At 65.4% G+C, this 19962-nt stretch carries 18 protein-coding genes; 8 read left to right on the top strand and 10 right to left on the bottom strand.

Annotated features, from left to right (window positions below):
• Nucleotides 1-91 precede the first annotated feature (91 nt).
• A complete protein-coding gene (locus tag LQG66_RS27885; protein ID WP_231318921.1) occupies nt 92-667 on the top strand; it encodes a hypothetical protein in 576 nt (191 codons plus the stop codon).
• Nucleotides 668-680: 13 nt separating this feature from the next.
• Here the strand turns inward: LQG66_RS27885 and LQG66_RS27880 are convergent, their stop codons facing one another.
• On the bottom strand, nt 681-1334 hold the full coding sequence (locus tag LQG66_RS27880) for a dienelactone hydrolase family protein (protein WP_231318919.1): 654 nt from the start codon (nt 1332-1334) through the stop codon (nt 681-683).
• Nucleotides 1335-1701: 367 nt separating this feature from the next.
• Between LQG66_RS27880 and LQG66_RS27875 the strand changes: the two genes are divergently transcribed.
• On the top strand, nt 1702-2262 hold the full coding sequence (locus tag LQG66_RS27875) for a carboxymuconolactone decarboxylase family protein (RefSeq protein ID WP_231318918.1): 561 nt from the start codon (nt 1702-1704) through the stop codon (nt 2260-2262).
• A gap of 121 nt (nt 2263-2383) precedes the next feature.
• On the opposite strand, the gene LQG66_RS27870 is transcribed toward LQG66_RS27875, so the two are convergent.
• The 3 genes from LQG66_RS27870 to LQG66_RS27860 form a co-directional block, all read right to left on the bottom strand.
• Nucleotides 2384-3532: an IS4 family transposase gene (locus LQG66_RS27870; protein WP_231327783.1), complete on the bottom strand. Its 1149-nt coding sequence runs from the start codon at nt 3530-3532 to the stop codon at nt 2384-2386.
• 224 nt (nt 3533-3756) lie between these two features.
• On the bottom strand, nt 3757-5832 hold the full coding sequence (locus tag LQG66_RS27865; protein ID WP_231318915.1) for a methyl-accepting chemotaxis protein: 2076 nt from the start codon (nt 5830-5832) through the stop codon (nt 3757-3759).
• Between the two features lie 140 nt (nt 5833-5972).
• Nucleotides 5973-6701, bottom strand: a complete 729-nt coding sequence (locus LQG66_RS27860; protein ID WP_231318913.1) for an SDR family oxidoreductase — start codon at nt 6699-6701, stop codon at nt 5973-5975.
• Nucleotides 6702-6844: 143 nt separating this feature from the next.
• On the opposite strand from LQG66_RS27860, the gene LQG66_RS27855 reads away from it, so the two are divergent.
• Nucleotides 6845-8467: an ABC transporter substrate-binding protein gene (locus LQG66_RS27855; protein WP_231318910.1), complete on the top strand. Its 1623-nt coding sequence runs from the start codon at nt 6845-6847 to the stop codon at nt 8465-8467.
• 305 nt (nt 8468-8772) lie between these two features.
• Here the strand turns inward: LQG66_RS27855 and LQG66_RS27850 are convergent, their stop codons facing one another.
• Nucleotides 8773-9810 (bottom strand): magnesium and cobalt transport protein CorA, encoded by a 1038-nt coding sequence (locus tag LQG66_RS27850; RefSeq protein ID WP_231318909.1) that lies wholly within the window; start codon nt 9808-9810, stop codon nt 8773-8775.
• Nucleotides 9811-9859: 49 nt separating this feature from the next.
• On the bottom strand, nt 9860-11464 hold the full coding sequence (locus LQG66_RS27845; RefSeq protein WP_231318907.1) for a hybrid sensor histidine kinase/response regulator: 1605 nt from the start codon (nt 11462-11464) through the stop codon (nt 9860-9862).
• Nucleotides 11465-11745: 281 nt separating this feature from the next.
• On the opposite strand from LQG66_RS27845, the gene LQG66_RS27840 reads away from it, so the two are divergent.
• On the top strand, nt 11746-12450 hold the full coding sequence (locus LQG66_RS27840) for an SDR family oxidoreductase (protein WP_231318905.1): 705 nt from the start codon (nt 11746-11748) through the stop codon (nt 12448-12450).
• 15 nt (nt 12451-12465) lie between these two features.
• On the opposite strand, the gene LQG66_RS27835 is transcribed toward LQG66_RS27840, so the two are convergent.
• Both LQG66_RS27835 and LQG66_RS27830 read right to left on the bottom strand, forming a co-directional pair.
• The gene (locus tag LQG66_RS27835; protein WP_231318902.1) at nt 12466-13905 is read right to left on the bottom strand and encodes a glutamine synthetase family protein; all 1440 of its coding nucleotides are present in this window, start codon (nt 13903-13905) and stop codon (nt 12466-12468) included.
• A 205-nt stretch (nt 13906-14110) separates the two neighbouring features.
• Complete coding sequence (locus tag LQG66_RS27830) at nt 14111-15469, bottom strand: aromatic ring-hydroxylating dioxygenase subunit alpha (protein ID WP_231318901.1); 1359 nt, start codon at nt 15467-15469, stop codon at nt 14111-14113.
• Nucleotides 15470-15680: 211 nt separating this feature from the next.
• Here LQG66_RS27830 and LQG66_RS27825 point away from each other — a divergent pair, with 211 nt between their 5' ends.
• Entirely contained in the window at nt 15681-16481 is an 801-nt protein-coding gene (locus LQG66_RS27825) for an IclR family transcriptional regulator domain-containing protein (protein ID WP_231318900.1), read from the top strand.
• 714 nt (nt 16482-17195) lie between these two features.
• On the opposite strand, the gene LQG66_RS27820 is transcribed toward LQG66_RS27825, so the two are convergent.
• Nucleotides 17196-17582: a hypothetical protein gene (locus LQG66_RS27820; protein ID WP_231318899.1), complete on the bottom strand. Its 387-nt coding sequence runs from the start codon at nt 17580-17582 to the stop codon at nt 17196-17198.
• A gap of 82 nt (nt 17583-17664) precedes the next feature.
• Here LQG66_RS27820 and LQG66_RS27815 point away from each other — a divergent pair, with 82 nt between their 5' ends.
• The 3 genes from LQG66_RS27815 (at nt 17665) to LQG66_RS27805 (ending at nt 19250) form a co-directional block, all read left to right on the top strand.
• Nucleotides 17665-18366, top strand: coding sequence for an alpha/beta fold hydrolase (locus LQG66_RS27815; protein WP_231318897.1), 702 nt, complete (start codon nt 17665-17667; stop codon nt 18364-18366).
• A gap of 91 nt (nt 18367-18457) precedes the next feature.
• Nucleotides 18458-18745: a hypothetical protein gene (locus tag LQG66_RS27810; protein WP_231318896.1), complete on the top strand. Its 288-nt coding sequence runs from the start codon at nt 18458-18460 to the stop codon at nt 18743-18745.
• Entirely contained in the window at nt 18732-19250 is a 519-nt protein-coding gene (locus LQG66_RS27805; protein ID WP_231318893.1) for a hypothetical protein, read from the top strand. The genes LQG66_RS27810 and LQG66_RS27805 overlap by 14 nt, the downstream gene beginning before the upstream one ends.
• A gap of 18 nt (nt 19251-19268) precedes the next feature.
• On the opposite strand, the gene LQG66_RS27800 is transcribed toward LQG66_RS27805, so the two are convergent.
• The gene (locus tag LQG66_RS27800) at nt 19269-19868 is read right to left on the bottom strand and encodes a TetR/AcrR family transcriptional regulator (RefSeq protein WP_231318890.1); all 600 of its coding nucleotides are present in this window, start codon (nt 19866-19868) and stop codon (nt 19269-19271) included.
• Nucleotides 19869-19962: the final 94 nt, after the last annotated feature.

The raw sequence follows: 19962 nt of genomic DNA, 5'->3' as shown, positions 1-19962 counted from the left end.
CGGTTCTGAAACGACAGACAGAATGTTCTATTTTTGTTCACGGCGCAACGGCAAAAACTCTCCGCGGACAAATACGAGATTCGGGTAACCCATGTCCCTGATCGACCGCTTCCTGCCGAACTACCAGTTCTCCGAGCGCCACGAAACGCTGGTGCGCTGCCCGCCCGCCGAGTTGCTCGACCTGATCCAGAGCTGGGAGCCGCCGCGCGACCGCTTCTCGGGCGTCGCGATGGCGCTGCGGCAGATGCCGGCGCGGCTGATGCATGCGCTGGCACCGTCGCGGCATCCGGCCCCGCAGCCGTTCAGCCTGAAGAGCTTCACCCCGCTCGGCCGCGACGGCGACCGCGCCATGGTCGGCGGGTTGATCGGACAGTTCTGGCGCAACGATTTCGGCCTCGTCCACATCGCGAGCCCGGAGGCGTTCATCGCCTTCAATGCGCCGCGCACGCCGAAGCTCGTGCTCGGCTTCACGGCGGAGCCGGAGGGCGAGCTGACGCGGCTCGTCACCGAGACGCGCGTGCACTGCCCCGACCGCACTTCGTTGCTGATGTTCATGCCCTATTGGCTGGTGATCCGTCCCGCAAGCGGCCTGATACGGCGGCGCATGCTCGGCGCGATCAAGGCGATCGCCGAGCAGCGGGAGCCGAGATCGCCGGTGCGATCCTGAGATCCTTCTCGCGTCATTCCCGCGCGGCCTGCAACCGGGTCCGGAAGAAGCGCACGACGCGATCGGTGGCGTCCGCCGCCATCGGATCATCGTCCGAAAAATCGAAGCCATGGGCTCGTCCGGGATAGATGACCTGATCGGCCGGGGCCCCGACCGCCCGCGCGAGCTTGACCAAGGCCTCACCCCGCGCCAACGGCACGTTCTGATCCGCATCGCCATGAAGTTCGAGCAGGGGCGGCAAACGCCGCACGCGAGAGGCGGCGTTGTCCGGCATCCCGCCATACAGCACCGCGAGCGCAGCAAACCTGTTGTCGCGGGCCGCAGTCCCGGCGGCGACATAACCCCCGAGCGAAAAGCCGAGCAGGCCGACGCGCCCGGAACTCTCCGGCTGCGCCAGGATCGCGGTCGCGGCGGATGACACGCGCTCGAACCAGCGATCGAAGCGCTCGGTCTGGTAGGCCACCCGCTGCTCGCGCGTGGTGATCGTCGCCAGCGCGCGATCGTCCGCCGGGCTGTAATAGCGGACCAGGTAGGCATCGGTCCCGGCCGACGCCAATGCATCGGCATAGCGCTCATAGGCGCGGCGCCTGAGCTCGACACCGCGCGCGCCGTGGAGAATCAGAACACCGGGGCGCTTGCCGGCCCCGGCAGCCGCGTAGCGGGTCAACGCTACGCCGCCCTCCGAGTCGTCTACGCGAAGCTCTGCGGTCGTTCGCGCGAGCGATGGAGACGAGAAAATGAGACCGGCGACGCCGCTCAAAACGCTTCGACGTGCGAGCATTCGCATCACTTCTTGATTCAGTTGCGAGGGGACGGCGCGAGGCTTTGCGGAGGAATGTAATCACACCCGAATGCGGGGGCCGATGAAAATCTTCGCGATCGCCCCTCGATCCCGAGACGTCCGTGCGATCGCGCCAGCCCGGTCTGCCTGCATCTTCATCAGGTCTGCCGCCATGACACTGGATCGTCACCCGAACGTCATTTGCGCCGCTGCGCCGCTGTCATAGCCTGGGTCATCACAACAGGAGACCATCATGCGCCTACCCATCGTCAGCCCGGACGCATTGAACGACGAGCAGAAGCCGCTTTACGCCGACATGAAGCAAGGCATTCAGGCGAGCTTCAAGGGCTTCATCAACATCCGCGACGACGGCGCGCTGCTCGGGCCGTGGAATCCGTGGCTGCGCGAGCCGAAATTCGGCAAGCCGGTGTGGGAGCTGGTGAAGGCGATGGTCGACAAGCCGTCGCTGTCGCCGACGGTGCGCGAGGTCGCGATCCTGGTCACCGGCGCGCATTTCCGCTCGGCCTATGAGCTCTATGCGCATGTGCTCGTCGCCGAGCAGCGCGGCCTGTCGGACGAGAAGCTCGCCACCATCGTCGCGGGCCAGCGGCCGGCCGATCTCACCCGGCCGGAGGCCGTCGCCTATGATTTTGCCTCGGCGCTGGTCAATGGCGGGGTGCTGCCGGAGCTGACCTACAAGGCCGCGGTCGAACAGTTCGGCGTACATGGCGCCGCCGAGTTGTCCTATCTGATCGGCGTCTATTGCATGGTGTCGGTCACGCTCAATACCTTCGACGTGCCGGTGCCGGAGTGAGAGAAGCTCGTTGCGCCCCCCGCAAGCGGCAGGGTGATCGCACATGGCGCTCTGCGTGTTAAGTTCGTCTGTTTCCACGTCGTCATGGCCGGGCTTGTCCCACGGCTGTCCGGTTTAGTTTTTAGCATATACTTAGGCTCAACTGGCGGTCATCTTGCCTGGCTGGCGGGGGCCGATCGAGTAGTCGATCGATCCGCTTGCGATGCATGAGGTTTTGCGTGATCAGACCTGTAAACGTCTGCAGGCTCTTGACGCTGTTTTGCAGCTTATGGGTCGCGCGCAGCAACAGATGAGCGATCAGCGCCACGGCGATCTGGATGCGAATGGCGTTCTCGGAGGTTCCGAGAAAGTGGCGGATCTTCAGCGTATGTTTGACCCAGCGAAAGAACAGCTCGATCTGCCAACGGCGCTTATAGAGATCGGCGATTTCATCGGCCGATGCATCGAGATCATTGGTGACGATGCGCAGGATTTTTCCGGTTTCCGTAGAGATCCTGATCTCTCTGACAGGATCCTGGAACGGGTTCTTTCGGGACGCTGCGAGCCTCGCAGGCAGGAGGCCGACACGGTCAGACAGGACGGAAGAGTCTTTCGGGATCTTGTTCTCGGTCACATTTCTGAGCTTGGTATTGGCTTTGAGACGGGTAACGAGACGACACCCTTGCTTGTTGAGCTCGGCCCACCAGCCGTAATCATAGTAACCAAGATCGAAGACGTAGGTGGCGCCTAGGCGGATCGGAAGAGACTTCGCCATGGTGATGTCGTTGACGTTTCCCGCGGTCAACTCAGCCGAGGTTGGATTCTCGGTATCTGGATTATAGACGATGTGCAGCTTGAAGCAGTTGATGCCGCGGCTGAACTTGGCCCAGTCGGCACTGAGCGAGTTCAGGGAAAATCTGGTCGAATCGATCAGATAGACCGCATCCGCGACTTCACCTGCCAGCTTCCGTTCACAGCTTTTCATCATCTCGGCCAGAAGCCCGGTGAAGACCTCATAGGGCCGCCGAGCATTGGCATCAGCCAGCGTGGAACGCGAAACCTCCTTTGCGCCAACGTGATAGAGCCGCGCTGCGTGGCTCTCGAAGGACGCTTCAATGGCACGCAGGCTCTCCGCGCGAGCCAGTTGGCCATAAAGCAGAGCGAGAAACTGGTTCTGGGTACTGAGCCGGCGCACGCGCTTGTTCGCCCGATGTGTTTCCACAAGCCGGTCGAAATCCCTCCACGGAACAAGCTTCTGCAGCGCGTGAAATACAGTATTGTGGTGGCGCATGGCGGGACCTTCCTGGCGTGTCTCGAACATTTGGCGATGCTCAAGACCGCAGAAGAATCCACGCCATGCGCCTTGTCCACTCATTCTAAACCGGACAGCCGTGGGACAAGCCCGGGCATGACGGAGTAACCAATTGACAAGCGTTCGCGCCGCGATGGATGGCCCTGTTCGTCAAAAGCAATCGCCCTCGCGAGCTTCACGGCCGGAGGACGCTTCAGGCGCGCTCACGCCGCGCGGACGGAGTTCAGGAAGCGGCTGACCTCGTCTCGGAGGCGGCTGCTCTGGCCGGACAGCGACTTCGCGGCGGACAGCACCTGCGACGAGGCCGAGCCGGTCTCGTCGGCGCCGTGCCGGACGCTGGCGATGTTCGCCGACACCTGCTGGGTGCCATGGGCGGCCTGCTGGACGTTGCGCGAGATTTCGCGCGTCGCCGAGCTCTGCTCCTCGACGGCGGAAGCGATCGCCGAGGCGATCTCCGACATCCGGGCGATGGTCTCGCCGATCTCCTTGATCGAGCCGACCGACTCCTGGGTGGCCGCCTGGATGCCGCCGATCTGCTGGCCGATCTCGCCGGTCGCCTTCGCGGTCTGCTCGGCCAGCGCCTTCACCTCGGAGGCGACCACCGCGAAGCCGCGGCCGGCCTCGCCGGCGCGCGCGGCCTCGATGGTGGCATTGAGCGCCAGCAGGTTGGTTTGTCCTGCGATCGCATTGATCAGCTCGACGACATCGCCGATCCGCGCGGCCGCCTTGGCGAGCTCAGCGACATTGTCGTTGGTCTTGCGCGCCTGCGCCAGCGCCTCGTTGGCGATGCGCGCGGAGTCCTGCACCTGGCGGCTGATCTCGTTGACCGACGAGCTCATCTCCTCGGCGGCCGCGGCCACCGAATGCACGTTGGTCGAGGCCTCCTCGGAGGCCGAGGTGACCACCGTGGCGAGCTCCAGCGAGCGGCCCGCCGTGGTCGTCAGCGAAGAGGCGGAGCGTTCCAGATCGGCCGACGCCGACGACACGACGCCGACGACCTCGCCGATCGCGGCCTCGAATTCGCGCGTGAAGCGCTCGACGCGCTGGCCGCGCTCGATCTTGGCCTGCGCTTCGGCTGCGGCCGCCTGCTCGGCGCGCTTCTTCTCCAGCAGCGCCTCCTTGAAGGTCTGCAGCGAGCCGGCCATCGCCGCGATCTCGTCGTCGCGATCACTGGTGGGCACCGCGACGTCGTCGTTTCCGGCCGCCATCTGGCCGATCAGTCCGGTCAGGCTCACGATCGGATTGATGACGCGGCGGCGCAGCAGCATCGTGACGAACACGAGAATGCCGATGAGGGCGACGACCACCGCCGTCGCCAGCGCGAGCATCAGGTACGCTGCGTCGCGCGCGGCCACCGCGCTGTCGCGCGCCTCGGTGATCGCGGCATCGCGCACGACGAAGAACTTCTGCACGGCAGGGACCACGACCTCGGCCAGCTGATCCGCGTTAAGGGAATAATTGAGATCGCCGAGCCCAGCCGCAATGTCCTTGTCGACGATCGGAATGGCGCGTCCGAAATACGCCTCCCGGGCCTCCTTGAAGGCCGCCAGCAGGCGCTCCGGATTGCCGAGCTGGTCGATGCCGGCCTCCAGGCGGTCGCGGTCGATCTCGGTGCGGCCCTGGGCGCGGTCCATCGCCGCCTTCTCGGCCGGGGCCACTGCGCGCCGGGCGCTGAGCGCCGGCGACAGAGCGGCCGCGCGGCCGCCGGCGGTGACGCGCAGGTCCTGCGCGGTGCGGGCGACGTCGAGCAGCGTCGTCAGCGACGCGTCGACATTCGCGACCCGGTTCTGCAGCCGATTCAGGATCGGCTCGAGCGCCATCGCCACCTGGGTCACGCCGGGCAGAAAGCCCTTGATCACAGCCAGGTCGCGCGCGCTCAGCGGCGTGGTCAGCGTGGGGTCCACGCCAGCGAGGATTCCGGACAGCTTGGATGCCGCCTGATCCAGGCTGCGCGCGATCGCCTCGCTGTCGGAAACGTTGGCGAGCTGCGCGCGCGCTTTTGCCAAGGAGGCCTCGGACGACTGCCTGATCTTGCGCACACCTTCGAGCTGCGCCGGCGTTGCGGCAGTTTCCTGGAACAAGGGCGTGATGTAGGGCGCGCGATGGCCGACGACATCCTGCGCGTAGAGCAGCACCGCGCCGAACGCCTCGACGGTCTTGATCGCTTCCGCCTTGTCGCTCACCGCCCTGACCTGCTCGATGACGACCTGCGCAGCGGGAAGAACGGCCAGGGCCGTGACCGAGAGCATCGAGATTGCGAAGAGGCGGCCGATCTTCATGATTGAATTCCGGGTTTGAGGCGCCACAACGCTAGGTTCGCTATGATTAAAGTTGTGCTTAATTCGATTTCCGTAATTTTGCGGGGCCGTCGTCATCGGCGCAGCCCATGCAGGCCTCGGTCCGCTCCGATGACGCCGCCCTACAGATCGAAATTCGTCGGCAGCATCACGACGTCGCGGATGGTCATGCCGCGCGGGCGCGTCAGCATGAACATCACCACGTTGGCCACTTCGGACGGCTCCAGCAGGCTGCCGGACTCGCGCGCCTCCTTGAGCTTCTCCGCCGGCCAGTCCGCGATCAGCGCGGTGACGACCGGGCCCGGCGAGATCGCGCCGACGCGGATGCCGTGCTTGAACACCTGGCGCCGCACCGTCTGCACGAAGCAGTCGATCGCCCATTTCGACGAGGCGTAGACCGGCTCCCACGGCGTCGGAAAATGCGCCGCCAGCGAGCTCGTGACGATGATGTCGCCCGACCCGCGCGCGATCATGTGCGGCAACACGTCGCGCACGTTCTTCATCACCACATTGACGTTGAGGGTCAGCATGCGGTCGATGGCATCGACGCTGGCATCGACGAGGTCGCCGCCGAGATAGCTGCCGGCATTGGCATGGAAAATGTCGAGCCGGCCGGCGGCATCGAGCACGCGCGGCAGCAGGGTGGCGCAATCCGTCGCATCGAGCAGGTCGATCACCACGGGGATCGCGGCCTCGCCGTGCTTGTCGCGGAGTGCGGCCAATGCTGCGGCATCGCGATCGATCATGACGACGCGCGCGCCCGCGGCCAGCATCGCCTCGCTGCTGGCAAGTCCGATGCCCGAAGCCGCGCCGGTCACCGCCGCCACCTTGCCTTCGAGGTCTCTCGCCATCGCCTGCCTCCTCCACCGTGATTTGCGGACGATCGTAGCAAAGGCGGCCCGCGATGTCGGGACCAATCGGCCGCCAGCACATGCGGATGCTGGCACGCACCTTGCCTTGGTAACGGCAATCGATCACGCCGCAGGGAGGCCCCATGAGCAGCTCGGATTTCGACGTCACACGCCGCAACGTCTTGCTCGCGGGATTGGGCGCCGCCGGACTGACCACGCTGGCACCTGGCATCGCGTGGTCGCAGGGACGCGCCGAGACGCTGCTGGTGGTGCAGGAGCTCGGACCGAACTCGCTGGACATGCAGGGTATCGGCTCGAACCAGACCGTGAACGGACTCGCCTGGAACTGCTACGACCGGCTGCTCAGCTATGCCGCGAAGACCTTGCCCGACGGCACCACGTCCTATGACCGCGCCGCGCTGGCGCCGGAGCTCGCCGAGAGCTGGGAGGTCGCAGCGGACGGCCTGTCCTGCACCTTCAAGCTGCGCAAGGAGGCCACCTTCCACGACGGCACGCCGGTCACGGCGAAAGACGTCAAATGGTCGTTCGACCGCTCCGTCTCGGTCGGCGGCTTTCCGACGTTCCAGATGTCGGCGGGATCGCTGGAGAAGCCGGAGCAGTTCGTGGCGGTCGACGACCACACCTTCCGCATCGACTACATCCGCAAGGACAAGATGCTGCTGTTCAACGTCGCGGTGGTCGTGCCCTTCATCATCAATTCGGAGCTCGCCAAGAAGAATGTCACCGCGGAGGACCCGTGGGCGCTGACGTGGCTGAAGAACAACGAGGCCGGCGGCGGCGCCTACAAGGTCGAGAGCTGGAAGCCGGGCACCGAGACCGTGCTGAGCCGGTTCGACAATTGGAAATGCGGACCGTTGCCGAAGATCAAGCGCGTGATCGCGCGCGACATTCCCTCCGCCGGCACGCGCCGCGCCATGCTCGAGCGCGGTGACGCGGATCTCTCCAGCGGCTTCGCGCCGCGCGATTTCGACCAGCTGATCAAGGAGGGCAAGGTCAAGGTCACGGGCGTGCCGATCCCGAATGCGCTGTGGTATGTCGCACTGAATACGGCGAAGCCACCATTCGACAATGTCAAGCTGCGCCAGGCGATCGCCTGGGCGATGCCCTATGAGCAGATCCAGTCGAGCGCGTTCTTTGGCCGCGCGGTGCCGATGCATGGCGGCGCAAGCGAGGTCACCAAGCCGGTATGGCCGCAGCCGTTCCCCTATGTGACCGATCTCGACAAGGCCAAGGCGCTGATGAAGGAGGCCGGCTTTGAAGCCGGCCTCGATACGAGCTTGTCGCTCGATGCCGGCACCGCAACGGTCGGCGAGCCCACCGCGATCCTGATCCAGGAGAGCCTCGCCAAGATCGGCATCAAGGCCGGCATCGACAAGATCCCCGGCGCCAACTGGCGCACGACGCTCAACAAGAAGGAGCTGCCGATGGCGCTGAACAGGTTCAGCGGCTGGCTCGATTATCCCGAATACTACTTCTATTGGAATTTCCACGGCCGCAATTCGATCTTCAACATCTCGTCCTACCAGAGCAAGGAGATGGACGCGCTGATCGAGAAGGCGCGCTTCACGGCGGATGCGGCGGAGTATGAGAGCACGGTGAAGGACTTCATCGCGCTGTGCATGCGCGAGGTGCCGGTCGTCCCGCTCAACCAGCCGATCCACGACGTCGCGATGCAGAAGGCGGTCAGCGGCTACGAGTTCTGGTTCCACCGCGAGCCGGATTATCGGCAGTTCGTGAAGGGGTAGCTGTTGATTGGATGAGGTCAATACGCAACGGCGGCCCAGCTCCGCAGCGACGTGACTACATCTTTCGCCACGACGGCGGTGCCCCCTCTCCCCTTGTGGGAGAGGGGGCCGGAGATGCGAAGCATCGAAGGCGGGTGAAGGGTTTCCATCCGCACGGGCGGATGTGGAGAGAGACCCCTCACCCGGCATGATCGCGCTTCGCTCGATCATGCCACCCTCTCCCACAAGGGAGAGGGTGCACTGCCGGCGTGGCACGTCGTTCGCGTCAATTGCAGAAGGTCGGCCGATAGCGCGATGGCGGCCCTTCACAACCACCCGCGCCGCCGGAATTGCCAATACAGCACGCTGCAGACGGTCGCGATGAAGCCGAGGACGGCGTAGTAGCCGTATTGCCATTTCAGCTCCGGCATGTGCTCGAAGTTCATGCCGTAGATGCCGGCAACCGCGGTCGGCACCGCGAGGATCGCGGCCCAGGCTGTGAGCCGGCGGGCGATGTCGGTCTGCTGCGCCTGCCCCGCCATCATGCTGGCCTCGAACACGAAGGCGAGGATCTCGCGCAAGGAGTCAGCGTCCTCCTCGGCGCGCTTGGCATGGTCGAGCACGTCGCGGAACAAGGGCGCCATCTCGGCATCGATCGCAACGTTGTCGACATGCTCCAGCCGCTTGCAGACATCGACCACGGGGCCGACGGCGCGGCGCAGCCGCAACAGGTCGCGCCGCAGACGATACAGCTGGTCGACCTCGTGGCGCGCCAGCGGCCGCTGCAGCACGGCCTCCTCCAGCGTCTCGACCTCGGCCATGATGCTCTCGGTCACGGGACGATAATTGTCGACGATGAAGTCGAGGATCGCATACAGGATGTAGTCCTCGCCCTTGGCGAGCGAGCCTGGGCAGGATTCGCAGCGCTCGCGCACCGCGCCATAGGACGTCGAGGCACCGTGGCGCACCGAGACGACGAAGCCCGGGCCGACGAAGACGTGGGTTTCGCCGAACACGATGTGTCCGTCGACGAGCTGCGCGGTGCGCGCGACGACGAACAGCGCATCGCCATAGCGCTCGACCTTGGGCTGCTGATGCGCCTTCGACGCGTCCTCGATCGCGAGCTCATGCAGACCGAACTGATCGGCGACGCGCTGCAGCAGCACACCATCCGGCTCGTGCAGCCCGATCCACACCACGTGGCCCGGCCGCTGGCTCCAGGCGCCCGCGTCCTCGATCGCAATGTCGGCGATGCGGCGGCCATTGGCGTAGACACCCGCCGCGACCACGCCGGCCTCGGGCGGCTCGCTGCGAACCTGAACGGCCGGCGCGTCGGCCGGTGTCTGCCTCGTCACGTGGCGCATCGTAGCTCTCCGCTCGCAGCGCCGACTTTCGGCGCACCGACTCGTCCGGTCAAGTGACGCCGGTCGGGCCGTCGAGCAGCTGCCGCACGCGACGGACCAGATCGGTGCGCCGGTACGGCTTGTTGATGATCTCGAACTCGCCGATGTTGGCATCGGCGCGCTCGACCGCGGCATCCGAATAGCCGGTCGTCAGCAGCACCTTCAGCTTCGGCTGGCGCTTGCGCGCCTCGCGCGCCAGCACCGTGCCGTTCATGCCGCCGGGCATCACGAGATCGGTGAACAGCAGATCGAAGCGCACCGCCGAATCCAGCAACTCCAGCGCGGCATGCGCGTTGGCGGCGACCTCGGTGCGATAGCCGAAATCCTCCAGGATCGAGCGCGCGAGCTCGGCCACCTCCTGGCGGTCCTCGACGATCAGGATGCGCTCGCTGCCGGTGCGATCCATCGCCATCTGCGGACGCACCGAGGGCTGTGCGATCGCCTGCTCGGTGGCCGGAAACAGCAGCTGCACAGTGGTGCCGTGGCCGACCTCGCTGTCGATGTAGGTGCTGCCGCCCGACTGCCGCGTGAAGCCATAGACCATCGCAAGGCCGAGCCCGGTGCCCTTGCCCTCCTCCTTGGTGGTGAAGAACGGCTCGGCGACGCGGGTGAGAATACGGCGCGGAATGCCGACGCCGTCGTCGGACACTTTCAGTGCGACATAGCGTCCGCCCTTGGGCACGCCGAACTGCACGATGTCCTCCTCCGCAATTTCCTTGTTCTCGGTGCGGATGGTGAGCGTGCCGCCGTTCGGCATCGCATCGCGGGCGTTGACGAACAGATTGAGCAGCGCGACCTCGGCCTGGGTCTGGTCGACCCGGCTGTTCCACAGGCCTTGCTGCGCCTTGACGACGATGCGCACGCTTTCGCCGAGCGTATGGCGCGCCATCTGCACCAGGGTCTCGATCATGTTGTTGAGGTTGATCGGCCGGCTGTCGAGCCGCTGCTTGCGCGCGAACGACAACAGCTGCTGGGTCAGCGTCGCGGCGCGGTTGGCGGCGGCGCGGATGTTGTCGACGGCGCGGCGATGGCGCGGAGCGAGCTCGCTGACGGCGCTCTGCAGCGTCTCGGTGTAGCCGATGATGACCTGAAGAATGTTGTTGAAGTCGTGCGCGATACCGCCGGTGAGCTGGCCGATCGCCTCCATCTTCTGCGCCTGGATCAGCGCGCTCTCGGCATCGCGCCGGCGCGACACGTCGAGCTGCGAGCCGAAGAAATAGACGAGCTCGCCGCTGCGATTGTAGACAGGGCTGATGAACAGCGCATTCCAGAACGCCGCGCCGTTCTTGCGATAATTGAGGATCTCGACCGCGACATCCTGGCGGGTGGCAATCGCGGTACGAATCGCCGCAATCGTGTCGCGGTCGGTGTCCGGTCCCTGCAGGAAACGGCAATTGGCGCCGACGATCTCGCCGAGGCTGTAGCCGGTCATTTCGAGAAAGGCCCGGTTGGCAAACAGGACCGGATTGTCGTTCTGGCGCGGATCGGTGACGATCATCGGCATCCGCGTCGTCTCGACGGCGGCGAAGAAGATGTCGTGGTGCTCCGACGACAGATCGGCCGCATCGCCGCTGTCGACGACCGCACGATCGCGCTGCGGCTTCTGGTCTGACATCTTTCCCTGCTCCGCCCTTCCCGGATCGCGAGACGCATCGTCGAACCGCAATCGGCCTCGTGCCGATGCTGCCCCTCGATATGCCGCTCGGTGGGATCGGGTTCCCGCAACGCGGCAATGCGCACGCGCGCGTCGTGAACAGCAGCAGATGCTCACGAAAAAGCGACGCGCTTTGCGGGAACACATCCAACAGCTATTCGGATACCCCGGCGCTCGACGCCGTCGGGCGGAATGCGCTACATCGCTGTCGGCATCATCCTTACAAGGCAGGAGTCATCGTCATGGCCACACAACGTGTCGCACTGGTCACTGCGGGCGGCAGTGGCATGGGCGCGGCCGCCGCCCGCCGTCTGGCCGCCGATGGATTCCAAGTCGCGATCCTGTCGTCCTCGGGCAAAGGCGAGGCGCTGGCGGCCGAACTCGGCGGCCTCGGCGTCACCGGCTCCAACAAGTCCAACGACGATCTGAAGCGCCTGGTCGACGGCGCGATGGCCCGCTGGGGCCGCATCGACGTGCTCGTCAACAGCGCCGGCCACGGCCCGCGCGCGCCGATCCTGGAATTGACCGACGAGCAGTGGCACGGCGGGCTCGACACCTATCTGCTGAACGTCATCCGCCCGACGCGCCTGGTCACACCCGTGATGCAGGCGCAGCAGGGCGGCGCGATCATCAACATCTCGACCGCCTGGACCTTCGAGCCGTCGGCGATGTTTCCGACCTCGGCCGTGTTCCGCGCCGGGCTCGCCGCCTTCACCAAGATCTTCACCGATACCTACGCGGCCGACAACATCCGCATGAACAACGTGCTGCCCGGCTGGATCGACAGCCTCCCGGCGACGGAGGAGCGCCGCAAGACGGTGCCGATGGGCCGCTACGGCAAGTCCGAGGAGATCGCCGCCACCATCGCCTTCCTCGCCTCCGAAGGTGCGGCCTACATCACCGGCCAGAACATCCGCGTCGACGGCGGCCTGACGCGCAGCGTGTGAGAGGCCACAGCGCTTTCAAAACATCTCGAAATACTCGCGCTGCTCCCAGTCGGACACCTCCGCCTGGAAGCGCTCGATTTCGGCGGTCTTGATGAAGGTGTAGTAGTCGATGAAGGTGGCGCCGAACGCCGTGCGGAAGAACGCATCGTTCTTCAGCGTATCGACCGCTTCGCCCAGAGATTTCGGCAGGAGGTCAGCCTTGGTCTCATAGGGCACGTCAGCCGACGGGCCGGGATCGAGCTTGCGATCGATGCCGTCGAGGCCGGCTGCGATCTGCGAGGCCATATAGAGATAGGGATTGGCGGCGGGCTCGCCGATGCGGTTCTCGAGGCGCGTGGCACCGTCGCCCGCGCCGCCGAGTACGCGGATCATGACGCCGCGATTGTCGCGGCCCCAGATCGCCCGATCCGGCGCCAGCGAATAGGACCGGTAGCGCCGGTAGCCGTTGATGGTCGGCGTCGAGAACACCGCCGACGCGCGCGCATGCGCCAGCAGGCCGGCCATGTAGTGACGGCCGAGCGCTGACAGCCCTTCGGCGGTCTCCGTCATGAAGGCGTTGCTGCCGTCGCGCGCGACCAGCGACTGGTGCAGATGCCAGCCCGACGACATCACGTTGGGAATACGCGGCCGGCACATGAAGGTGGCGTGATAGCCGTGGCGCTGCGCGATCTGCTTCACGGCGCTGCGGAACAGCACCATGGTGTCGGCAGGCTCCAGGCCGATGCCGGGCTGCAGCACGAACTCGCACTGGCTCGGACCATATTCGAGCTCGATCGAGCGCAGGGGCAAACCGAGCGCAGCGAGATTGGCCCTGATGATCTCGAGCGCCGGCTCCATCTGATCGAAGCGCTGCTCGGTCAGATATTGATAGCCCTGCGTCAGCAGGCTGACCGTCGGCGGCACGCCCGGCTGCCCGGGCATGCCGGCATCACCAGGCGCGAGCCTGGGATCCTCGACCTTGAAGATGTGGCACTCGACCTCGAGGCCGGCCTTGAACTGATAGCCGCGCTGAGCGAGCGTCGTCAGCGCCGAACGATAGAGATTGCGCGTGGCGAACGGCACGGGCGTCGCGTTTGCGAAGTACAGATCGCACAGCACCCAGCCGGTGCCGGGTGCCCACGGCAGCACACGGAAGGTCGTGGGATCGGCGACCATCAGCGCATCGCTGCCGCCCTGCATCTCGGCCATGCCGAAGCCGCCGCCGGCGGTGAACACCGGAAACACCGTGCGGTGCGAGGTGTCCTTGGCGAGCAGGGTCGTGGTGATCGAGCAGCCGTCCTCCAGCGAGGACAGCGCGGCATCGACGGTGAGCGTCTTGCCGCGCAGGATGCCGTGCTGATCGGGGAACGAGAAGCGGATGGTGGTGAGGCCGTGCTCTTCCACGATCCGCCGCATGCGCACTGCGGCTTCGGTTTGTTCAGCGGTCCACAGCTGATGCTTGTCGACGAAACTCAACGATGGCTCCGTGACGCATTGTGAGAAGCGTAGGGTGGGCAAAGCCGTCGGAACGGCGCGACGCGCCGTCCGAAGGCGTGCCCACCATTCACGAGTACCGGTGCGGCGGTGGGCACGTCGCGTTCGCAGCATCCGTCAGCGCAAAAGCAGCAACACCGCCGCGAACGCGCCTTTGCCCACCCTACAGGGTCTTGCGGTTGCATCTTTACTCCGCCGCGCTCAGATGCGGCGCCAGACGCACGATATCCGCTGGCACCGGCGCGGCCCAGGGCGCACGACGGCGGCGGCGCACGTCGACCTCCATCCAGTAGGTCTCCCAGCCGCGGGTCGGACCGATGCCGTCCATCGTCGCCGGGCCCTGCACGCTGCGCGCCTCGGCGGCGTCGAGGAACAGCATCGGCCGCTCGCCGCGCGCGACGGTCTCGATCTGCTCGCGCAGCAGCCGGCGATACTGGATGATGGCCTTGTCGGACTGGCCGAGATGCTCGCGGGTGCGATCCTGGATCCGCCCCATCGACTCAACCGCCCACTGGTCGTGCACGTTGATGTCGTTGCCCATGCCGGTATAGGTGGCGGTCGCCTGCTCGTGCGGATCGAAGCCGTAGTCGTTGCTCTTGTTCTTGCGCGAGCGATAGTCCGGCAGCTCATAGAGCTCGAGCCGCTGCGCCCGCATCTTGGCCTTGTCGACCGGCACGCCGTAACTGGTGAAGATCGCGTACCAGTAGCAGGTCTCGTCATCGACCGGCACGTGCCACTGCGTGATGGTCATCTCCGTGCTCATCGGAATCACGAAGGCATGCGGGAACAGCTGGTTGGTGACGCGCACATGGGTGCGCTCGGCATCGATCTCGCGCAGCGCGATGATGCGCAGGCCGTATTCGGTGCGCTCGACATTGATGATCGGGCGATCATACTCGCGCAGCACCTTGGTCATCGGCAGCTCGCTGTCGGCGGAGGCGCCGCGGAACTGCTTGCCGTAGGCGGTCGACGTGTCCTCGTCCTCGAAGAAGCGGTGCAGGAACGAGGCGTGCGCCGGGTCGATGCCGACCTCCAGCGCCTGCAGCCAGTTGCACTCGATCAGGCCCTTGAAGGCGAAGGTGTAGGTCTCAGGCGCGGCGAAGCAGTCGAGATCCGGGAACGCCGGGGCTGCACCGTCGCCGAGCCAGGCCCAGAGGATGCCGCCCTTCTCGACCACGGGATAAGAGCGCTGCCTGACGTTCTGGCATAGCGGTGAACCGGCCGGTTCCGCGGGGGTCTCCAGGCATTGACCGTCGGCGTCGAACAGCCAGCCATGGAACGCGCAGCGCAGCCCGCCGTTCTCCAACCGTCCGAAAGCGAGATCGGCACCGCGATGCGGACAATCGCGGTCAAGTAGTCCATAGCGGCCCTGCTCATCCTTGAAGAGCACGAAATGCTGGCCGAGCAGCTTGACCGCGCGGATCGGGCGTTCGCCCGCGAGTTCGTCCACCAGCGCGGCCGGCTGCCAGTACATCCTCATTAGTTTACCGGCGGGCGCGGCCTGTCCGATGCGCGTGATCAGGTCATTCTGCTCATGGCTCATCATGATGGCCGTCTCTCCTGTTCCGTCGCAAGTCGGGCGTTGGGCGTCACGCGATCATCGCATAATGTGCGCTAGACGAACATATGTTCGCCTCGATTAGATTCGCTTTAAACAGGGAGAAGCGCAAGTGAAAAAGCTACAACCGAAGCCGAAGGGCACACGGACAGCAGCTTCACTGCGGCCCAAAACAACAACAACGGATCGTGTCAGGCCGATGCCTAAACTGAAGCGGACTGATGAGGAGAAGAAGTTGGCGCGCGGCGACGGACCCGAGTTCGTCGAGGCGCTCGATCGCGGTCTGCGCGTCATACAGGCCTTCAGTCGCGAGGGCCGACCGATGACCTTGAGCAAGGCCGCCGAACTCACAGGTCTTGCACGCGCCACCGTCCGGCGAATCCTTCTGACGTTGAAGGCGTCGGGCTTCGTCTACGGCGACGACCGGCTGTTCTCGCTGACGCCGCGCGTGCTGCTGCTGGCGTCCAGCTACCTCGCATCCAATCAGATCAATACCGTATTGCAGCCGTTGATGGACGTTGCGGCCGCGGAGGCCCGCGAGGTCTGCTCGCTCGCTGTTCTCGACGGTGACGAGGTCGTGTTCATTGCGCGCGCGACGCCGACGCGGATGTTTTCCACGGGCCTCGAAATCGGCTATCGGCTACCGGCCTTCTGCAGCTCGGTCGGGCGCGCGCTGTTGAGCCGGATGCCAGACGATCAGCTACGTCAGGCGGTCGAGCACATATCCCTCACCGCGATGACACCGCAGACGATCACCGACAAGGAGGCGCTGATCGCATCGATCATCGCCGTCCGCAGCGATGGATATTCCCTGGTCGACGGCGAAGCCGAGCAGGGCTTCCGCTCGATCTCCGTGCCGATCCGCCGCTACGATGGCGGCATCGTCGCCGCCGCCAATATCGGCGGGCATGTCGATCGCATCGGCATCGACGAGATGAAGGAGCGTTTCCTGCCGCTCCTGAAGAAGCTCGCGGCGGCCGTTCAGCCGCTGCTCGTCTAGCCGAAACGATCCGCGCCGGCTTCAGATGAAGCGGCGCAGGCCATGCCGGGCCACGCGCGCGGAGATCGCGCACGTCCGCGCTGCGACGAGCCCTGCGCGGCCAGGCCGCTCCCGATCGCACCATCGGCCTCGGCCACCCCGCCTTCCGACGCGCTGGGCGGCATCGCGACGACCGGAATCCGCGGCGCAACGTCGTGTGAAAACGTCGGGCATGACGTGCGTCTGGCGGGCGCCGCCGCGTCGACGGCGGCACATCTCACAAGACCATCAGCCCGCGCGCCGAAGCCGCGCCGGCGTTCGCTCGGCCGCATGCACGACGTCGCCGGCCATGGAGCTGGATCTCGACGTCACCGGTGCACCACCGCGATCACAATCGCCGAGCCTTTAAGTAGTTCGACAAGCCAGCCGCCACCTATTAGTTGCACAACGACATATGGTCGAAATCTGGCAAGAGCCATCCAATGGCCGCGACTAATAACTTCGAAGCCACACGAGCGGGGCTCGGCGAGCGCCTGCCACGGACGTGATCATGTCGTGGCGCCGAGGGTGCCGCGCCACTATTGCAAGTGACACGCAGGTAACATCGCGCTGTCATGCCGGTAACTGGAACTGATCGGAAGTTGTTAGATCCGCCCTCTTCGCGCGTCTGATCTCTGATGCCACGGGAAAGCCGCGAACGCCGCTTCCCCCCGGCAATCCTCCGCGATCAGGGCCTCAACCGGCGATCACGCACAATCCTCGGGGGTCATCGACCAAGCGCACGACGTAGAGACGCAGACGGCGCATTGCGCGCGTCATCGGAGATGGATCAAACTGTAGACGTAGGACTTCGGGCCCTTGTCGCTGACCCAGTCGCCCTCGGGCGGTGCTGCGCCGTGATCCGCCCTGGTCCCTGGGCAGCACGTGCCACGGACGGCCCATGCAGGTCTGCGAGCTGTCGTTCCACGCCACCCAGCCCCAGTCCGGCTTCCATACGTTCCAGTAATCCCCGTCGGCGCGCTTGAAGCCGACGCTGCCGTCGGCACGGGTCATGCGCGTAAAGCCATAGACGAGATCGTCGCTCTGGCGCCGCAGTTCGAACCGGAGGACTTCGTTGGACATCGGCGGCGTCTCGCGCGTAAATGGCGCAGCGGGTGGAAAACACCCGGGCCGACACGGGAAACGCCGTTCCAGAGGAAAAGCCATGACAGATGCGCTGCCGCTCGTGCTGGTGCCCGGACTGATCTCGTCACCCCGCATCTATGCCCCCGTGATCCCGGCGCTGTGGCGGCTCGGGCCGGTCATGGTGGCGAACCACATCCGCGATGACGGCATGGCATCGATCGCGCGTCGCATCCTGGCCGAGGCGCCGCCGCGTTTCGCGCTCGCCGGCCACTCGATGGGCGGCTACATCGCCTTCGAGATCATGCGCCAGGCGCCGGAGCGGGTCGGCCGGCTGGCGCTGATCAACACCCAGGCGCGGCCCGACACGCCGGAGGCCAGCGCGCGGCGCCGCACCATGATCACGCGCGCCAAGGACGGCGATTATCACGGCGTGGTGGACGAGCTGTTTGCCGGCTTCGTCCATCCCTCGCGCCAGGATGATGCGCAGCTGCGCCAGCTCGTGCACGACATGGCGGACGAGGTCGGCGTCGACGGCTTCGTCCGGCAGCAGACCGCGGTGATGACGCGGCCGGACTCGCGGCCGACGCTGACCGCGATCCGCTGCCCGACCCTGATCCTGACCGGCGACACCGACAACACCATCCCGAACAGCCTGTCGAAGGAGATGGCCGACGAGATCGCCGGCAGCTGGCTGGTCGTGCTCGAGCATTGCGGCCACCTGCCGCAGCCCGAGCAGCCAGGGGAGACGGCGCAGGCGCTGGTGGAGTGGCTGCGGGGGTGAGGCTGCCGTCGCAGCAATCGAAACTCAGGACGGGTCGCCGGTGGCTACTCTCCGGAATGCAGCGTTCCGGAATGCAGCGTATAGTACGGCAATGCTGGACAACGCCAAAATCGCCAACATCGCCCGCCAGGTCGCCACTGCGAATCTGAGCAGCTCCGCCGCGGTAACAGACGTCACGACATCGCCCTATGCGGATTCCGAAGGCCGTGATGCCCTGCGGATCACCATCGTATTGAGTCCCATCCAAGGGACCAACATCGAGGGAGAAGCAGTTCTGGATACGCTGGTCCAGATCCAGGAGCAGCTCCAGGCCGCAGGCGAGGACCGTTTTCCGCTGATCGAATACGAGGCGGAGAACGAGGCCGTTGGCGATACTTAATCCGGAGCATTTGTTTCAGCAGGCGGAGCAGTTGATCGTTCCGCCCGCCGCGGGGCCGCCACGACAGGTCAACATCCGTCGCGCAATTTCGGCTGCCTATTATGGATTGTTTGATGCAACGCTCATCGCCGCTGCAGATCAATTCATCGGCAAGACGAAACAAGGGACATCTTTGTACGCCCTCGTCTATAGGGCCGTGGATCATCGAGACCTTCGATTGCTATGCGAGGAGGTCAAAAAGTCGAAGCTCTCCGCCAAATATCAACCGTTTGCGCCCTCTGGAGGCTTTGGAGCAAACCTTCAAGCGTTCGCATTCGCTGTCCTGGAGCTGCAAGAGAAGCGCCATGAAGCCGACTATAATCCGATGATCCGCGTCAAAACCTTGGATGCGCAGCTCGCAATCAGAATGGCGAGAGCTGCATTGGCGAGCTTCGAAGCCGCTCGCGTCCAAAGCCAGGAAGCTTTCCTGACATTGTTGACTCTATTGCTATTCCCGCCCCGCTGAGCAGGACGCCAAAGCCAACTACGCTTCTCTGGCTCTTCCCTTGCCCACCCGCAACCCGTCCACGAACACATCTAAGAGCCGCAGCACGCTCTGCTGCCAGCCGGTCTGGTCGTGCATGTAGCACATGCCGATCAGCGCGCGGAGCAGGTCGTCGGCGGTGACGTCGGCGCGCACCTCGCCGGCCTCGACGGCGCGGGCGAGCAGCGCGCCGATGGAGCGCGTGAGATGACCGTGCGAATAGGCCGCGAGCTCGGAGTTCGCGGTCATGACGATCGCCAGCGCCGCCATCATGCCCTTCTTGGTGGCGACGAACTGCACCGTCGAGCGCAGCCAGCGCCTGAGCGCCTCGACCGGCGACGGCTCGCTCTTCAGCTCCTCGGCCAGCTCCGAGAGCTGCTCGACCTCGCGGCGATAGACCGCCTCGAACAGATCCTCGCGGGTCGGGAAGTGACGATAGAGCGTGCCGATGCCGACGCCGGCCTGCCGCGCCACCGCCTCGAGGCTCGCATCGGGGCCGCCGGCGGAGAACACCAGCTTGGCTGCATGCAGCACGCGCTCGCGGTTTCGCACCGCATCTGCGCGCGGCTTGCGCGTCTGCTCTTGTGGTTTCGTCTCCATCTCACCAGCTCTTGATCGGCCCCGTGCACTGCACCCTTGCTAAACGGAGGACTCCTCCGTATAAATAGACCTGCCACCCGGGGACGGCTACTCC

This window comes from Bradyrhizobium ontarionense (assembly GCF_021088345.1).
Lineage (GTDB): Bacteria > Pseudomonadota > Alphaproteobacteria > Rhizobiales > Xanthobacteraceae > Bradyrhizobium > Bradyrhizobium ontarionense.
Note: the sequence above shows the minus strand (reverse complement) of the source record. Positions and strands in the feature narration are given on the sequence as shown.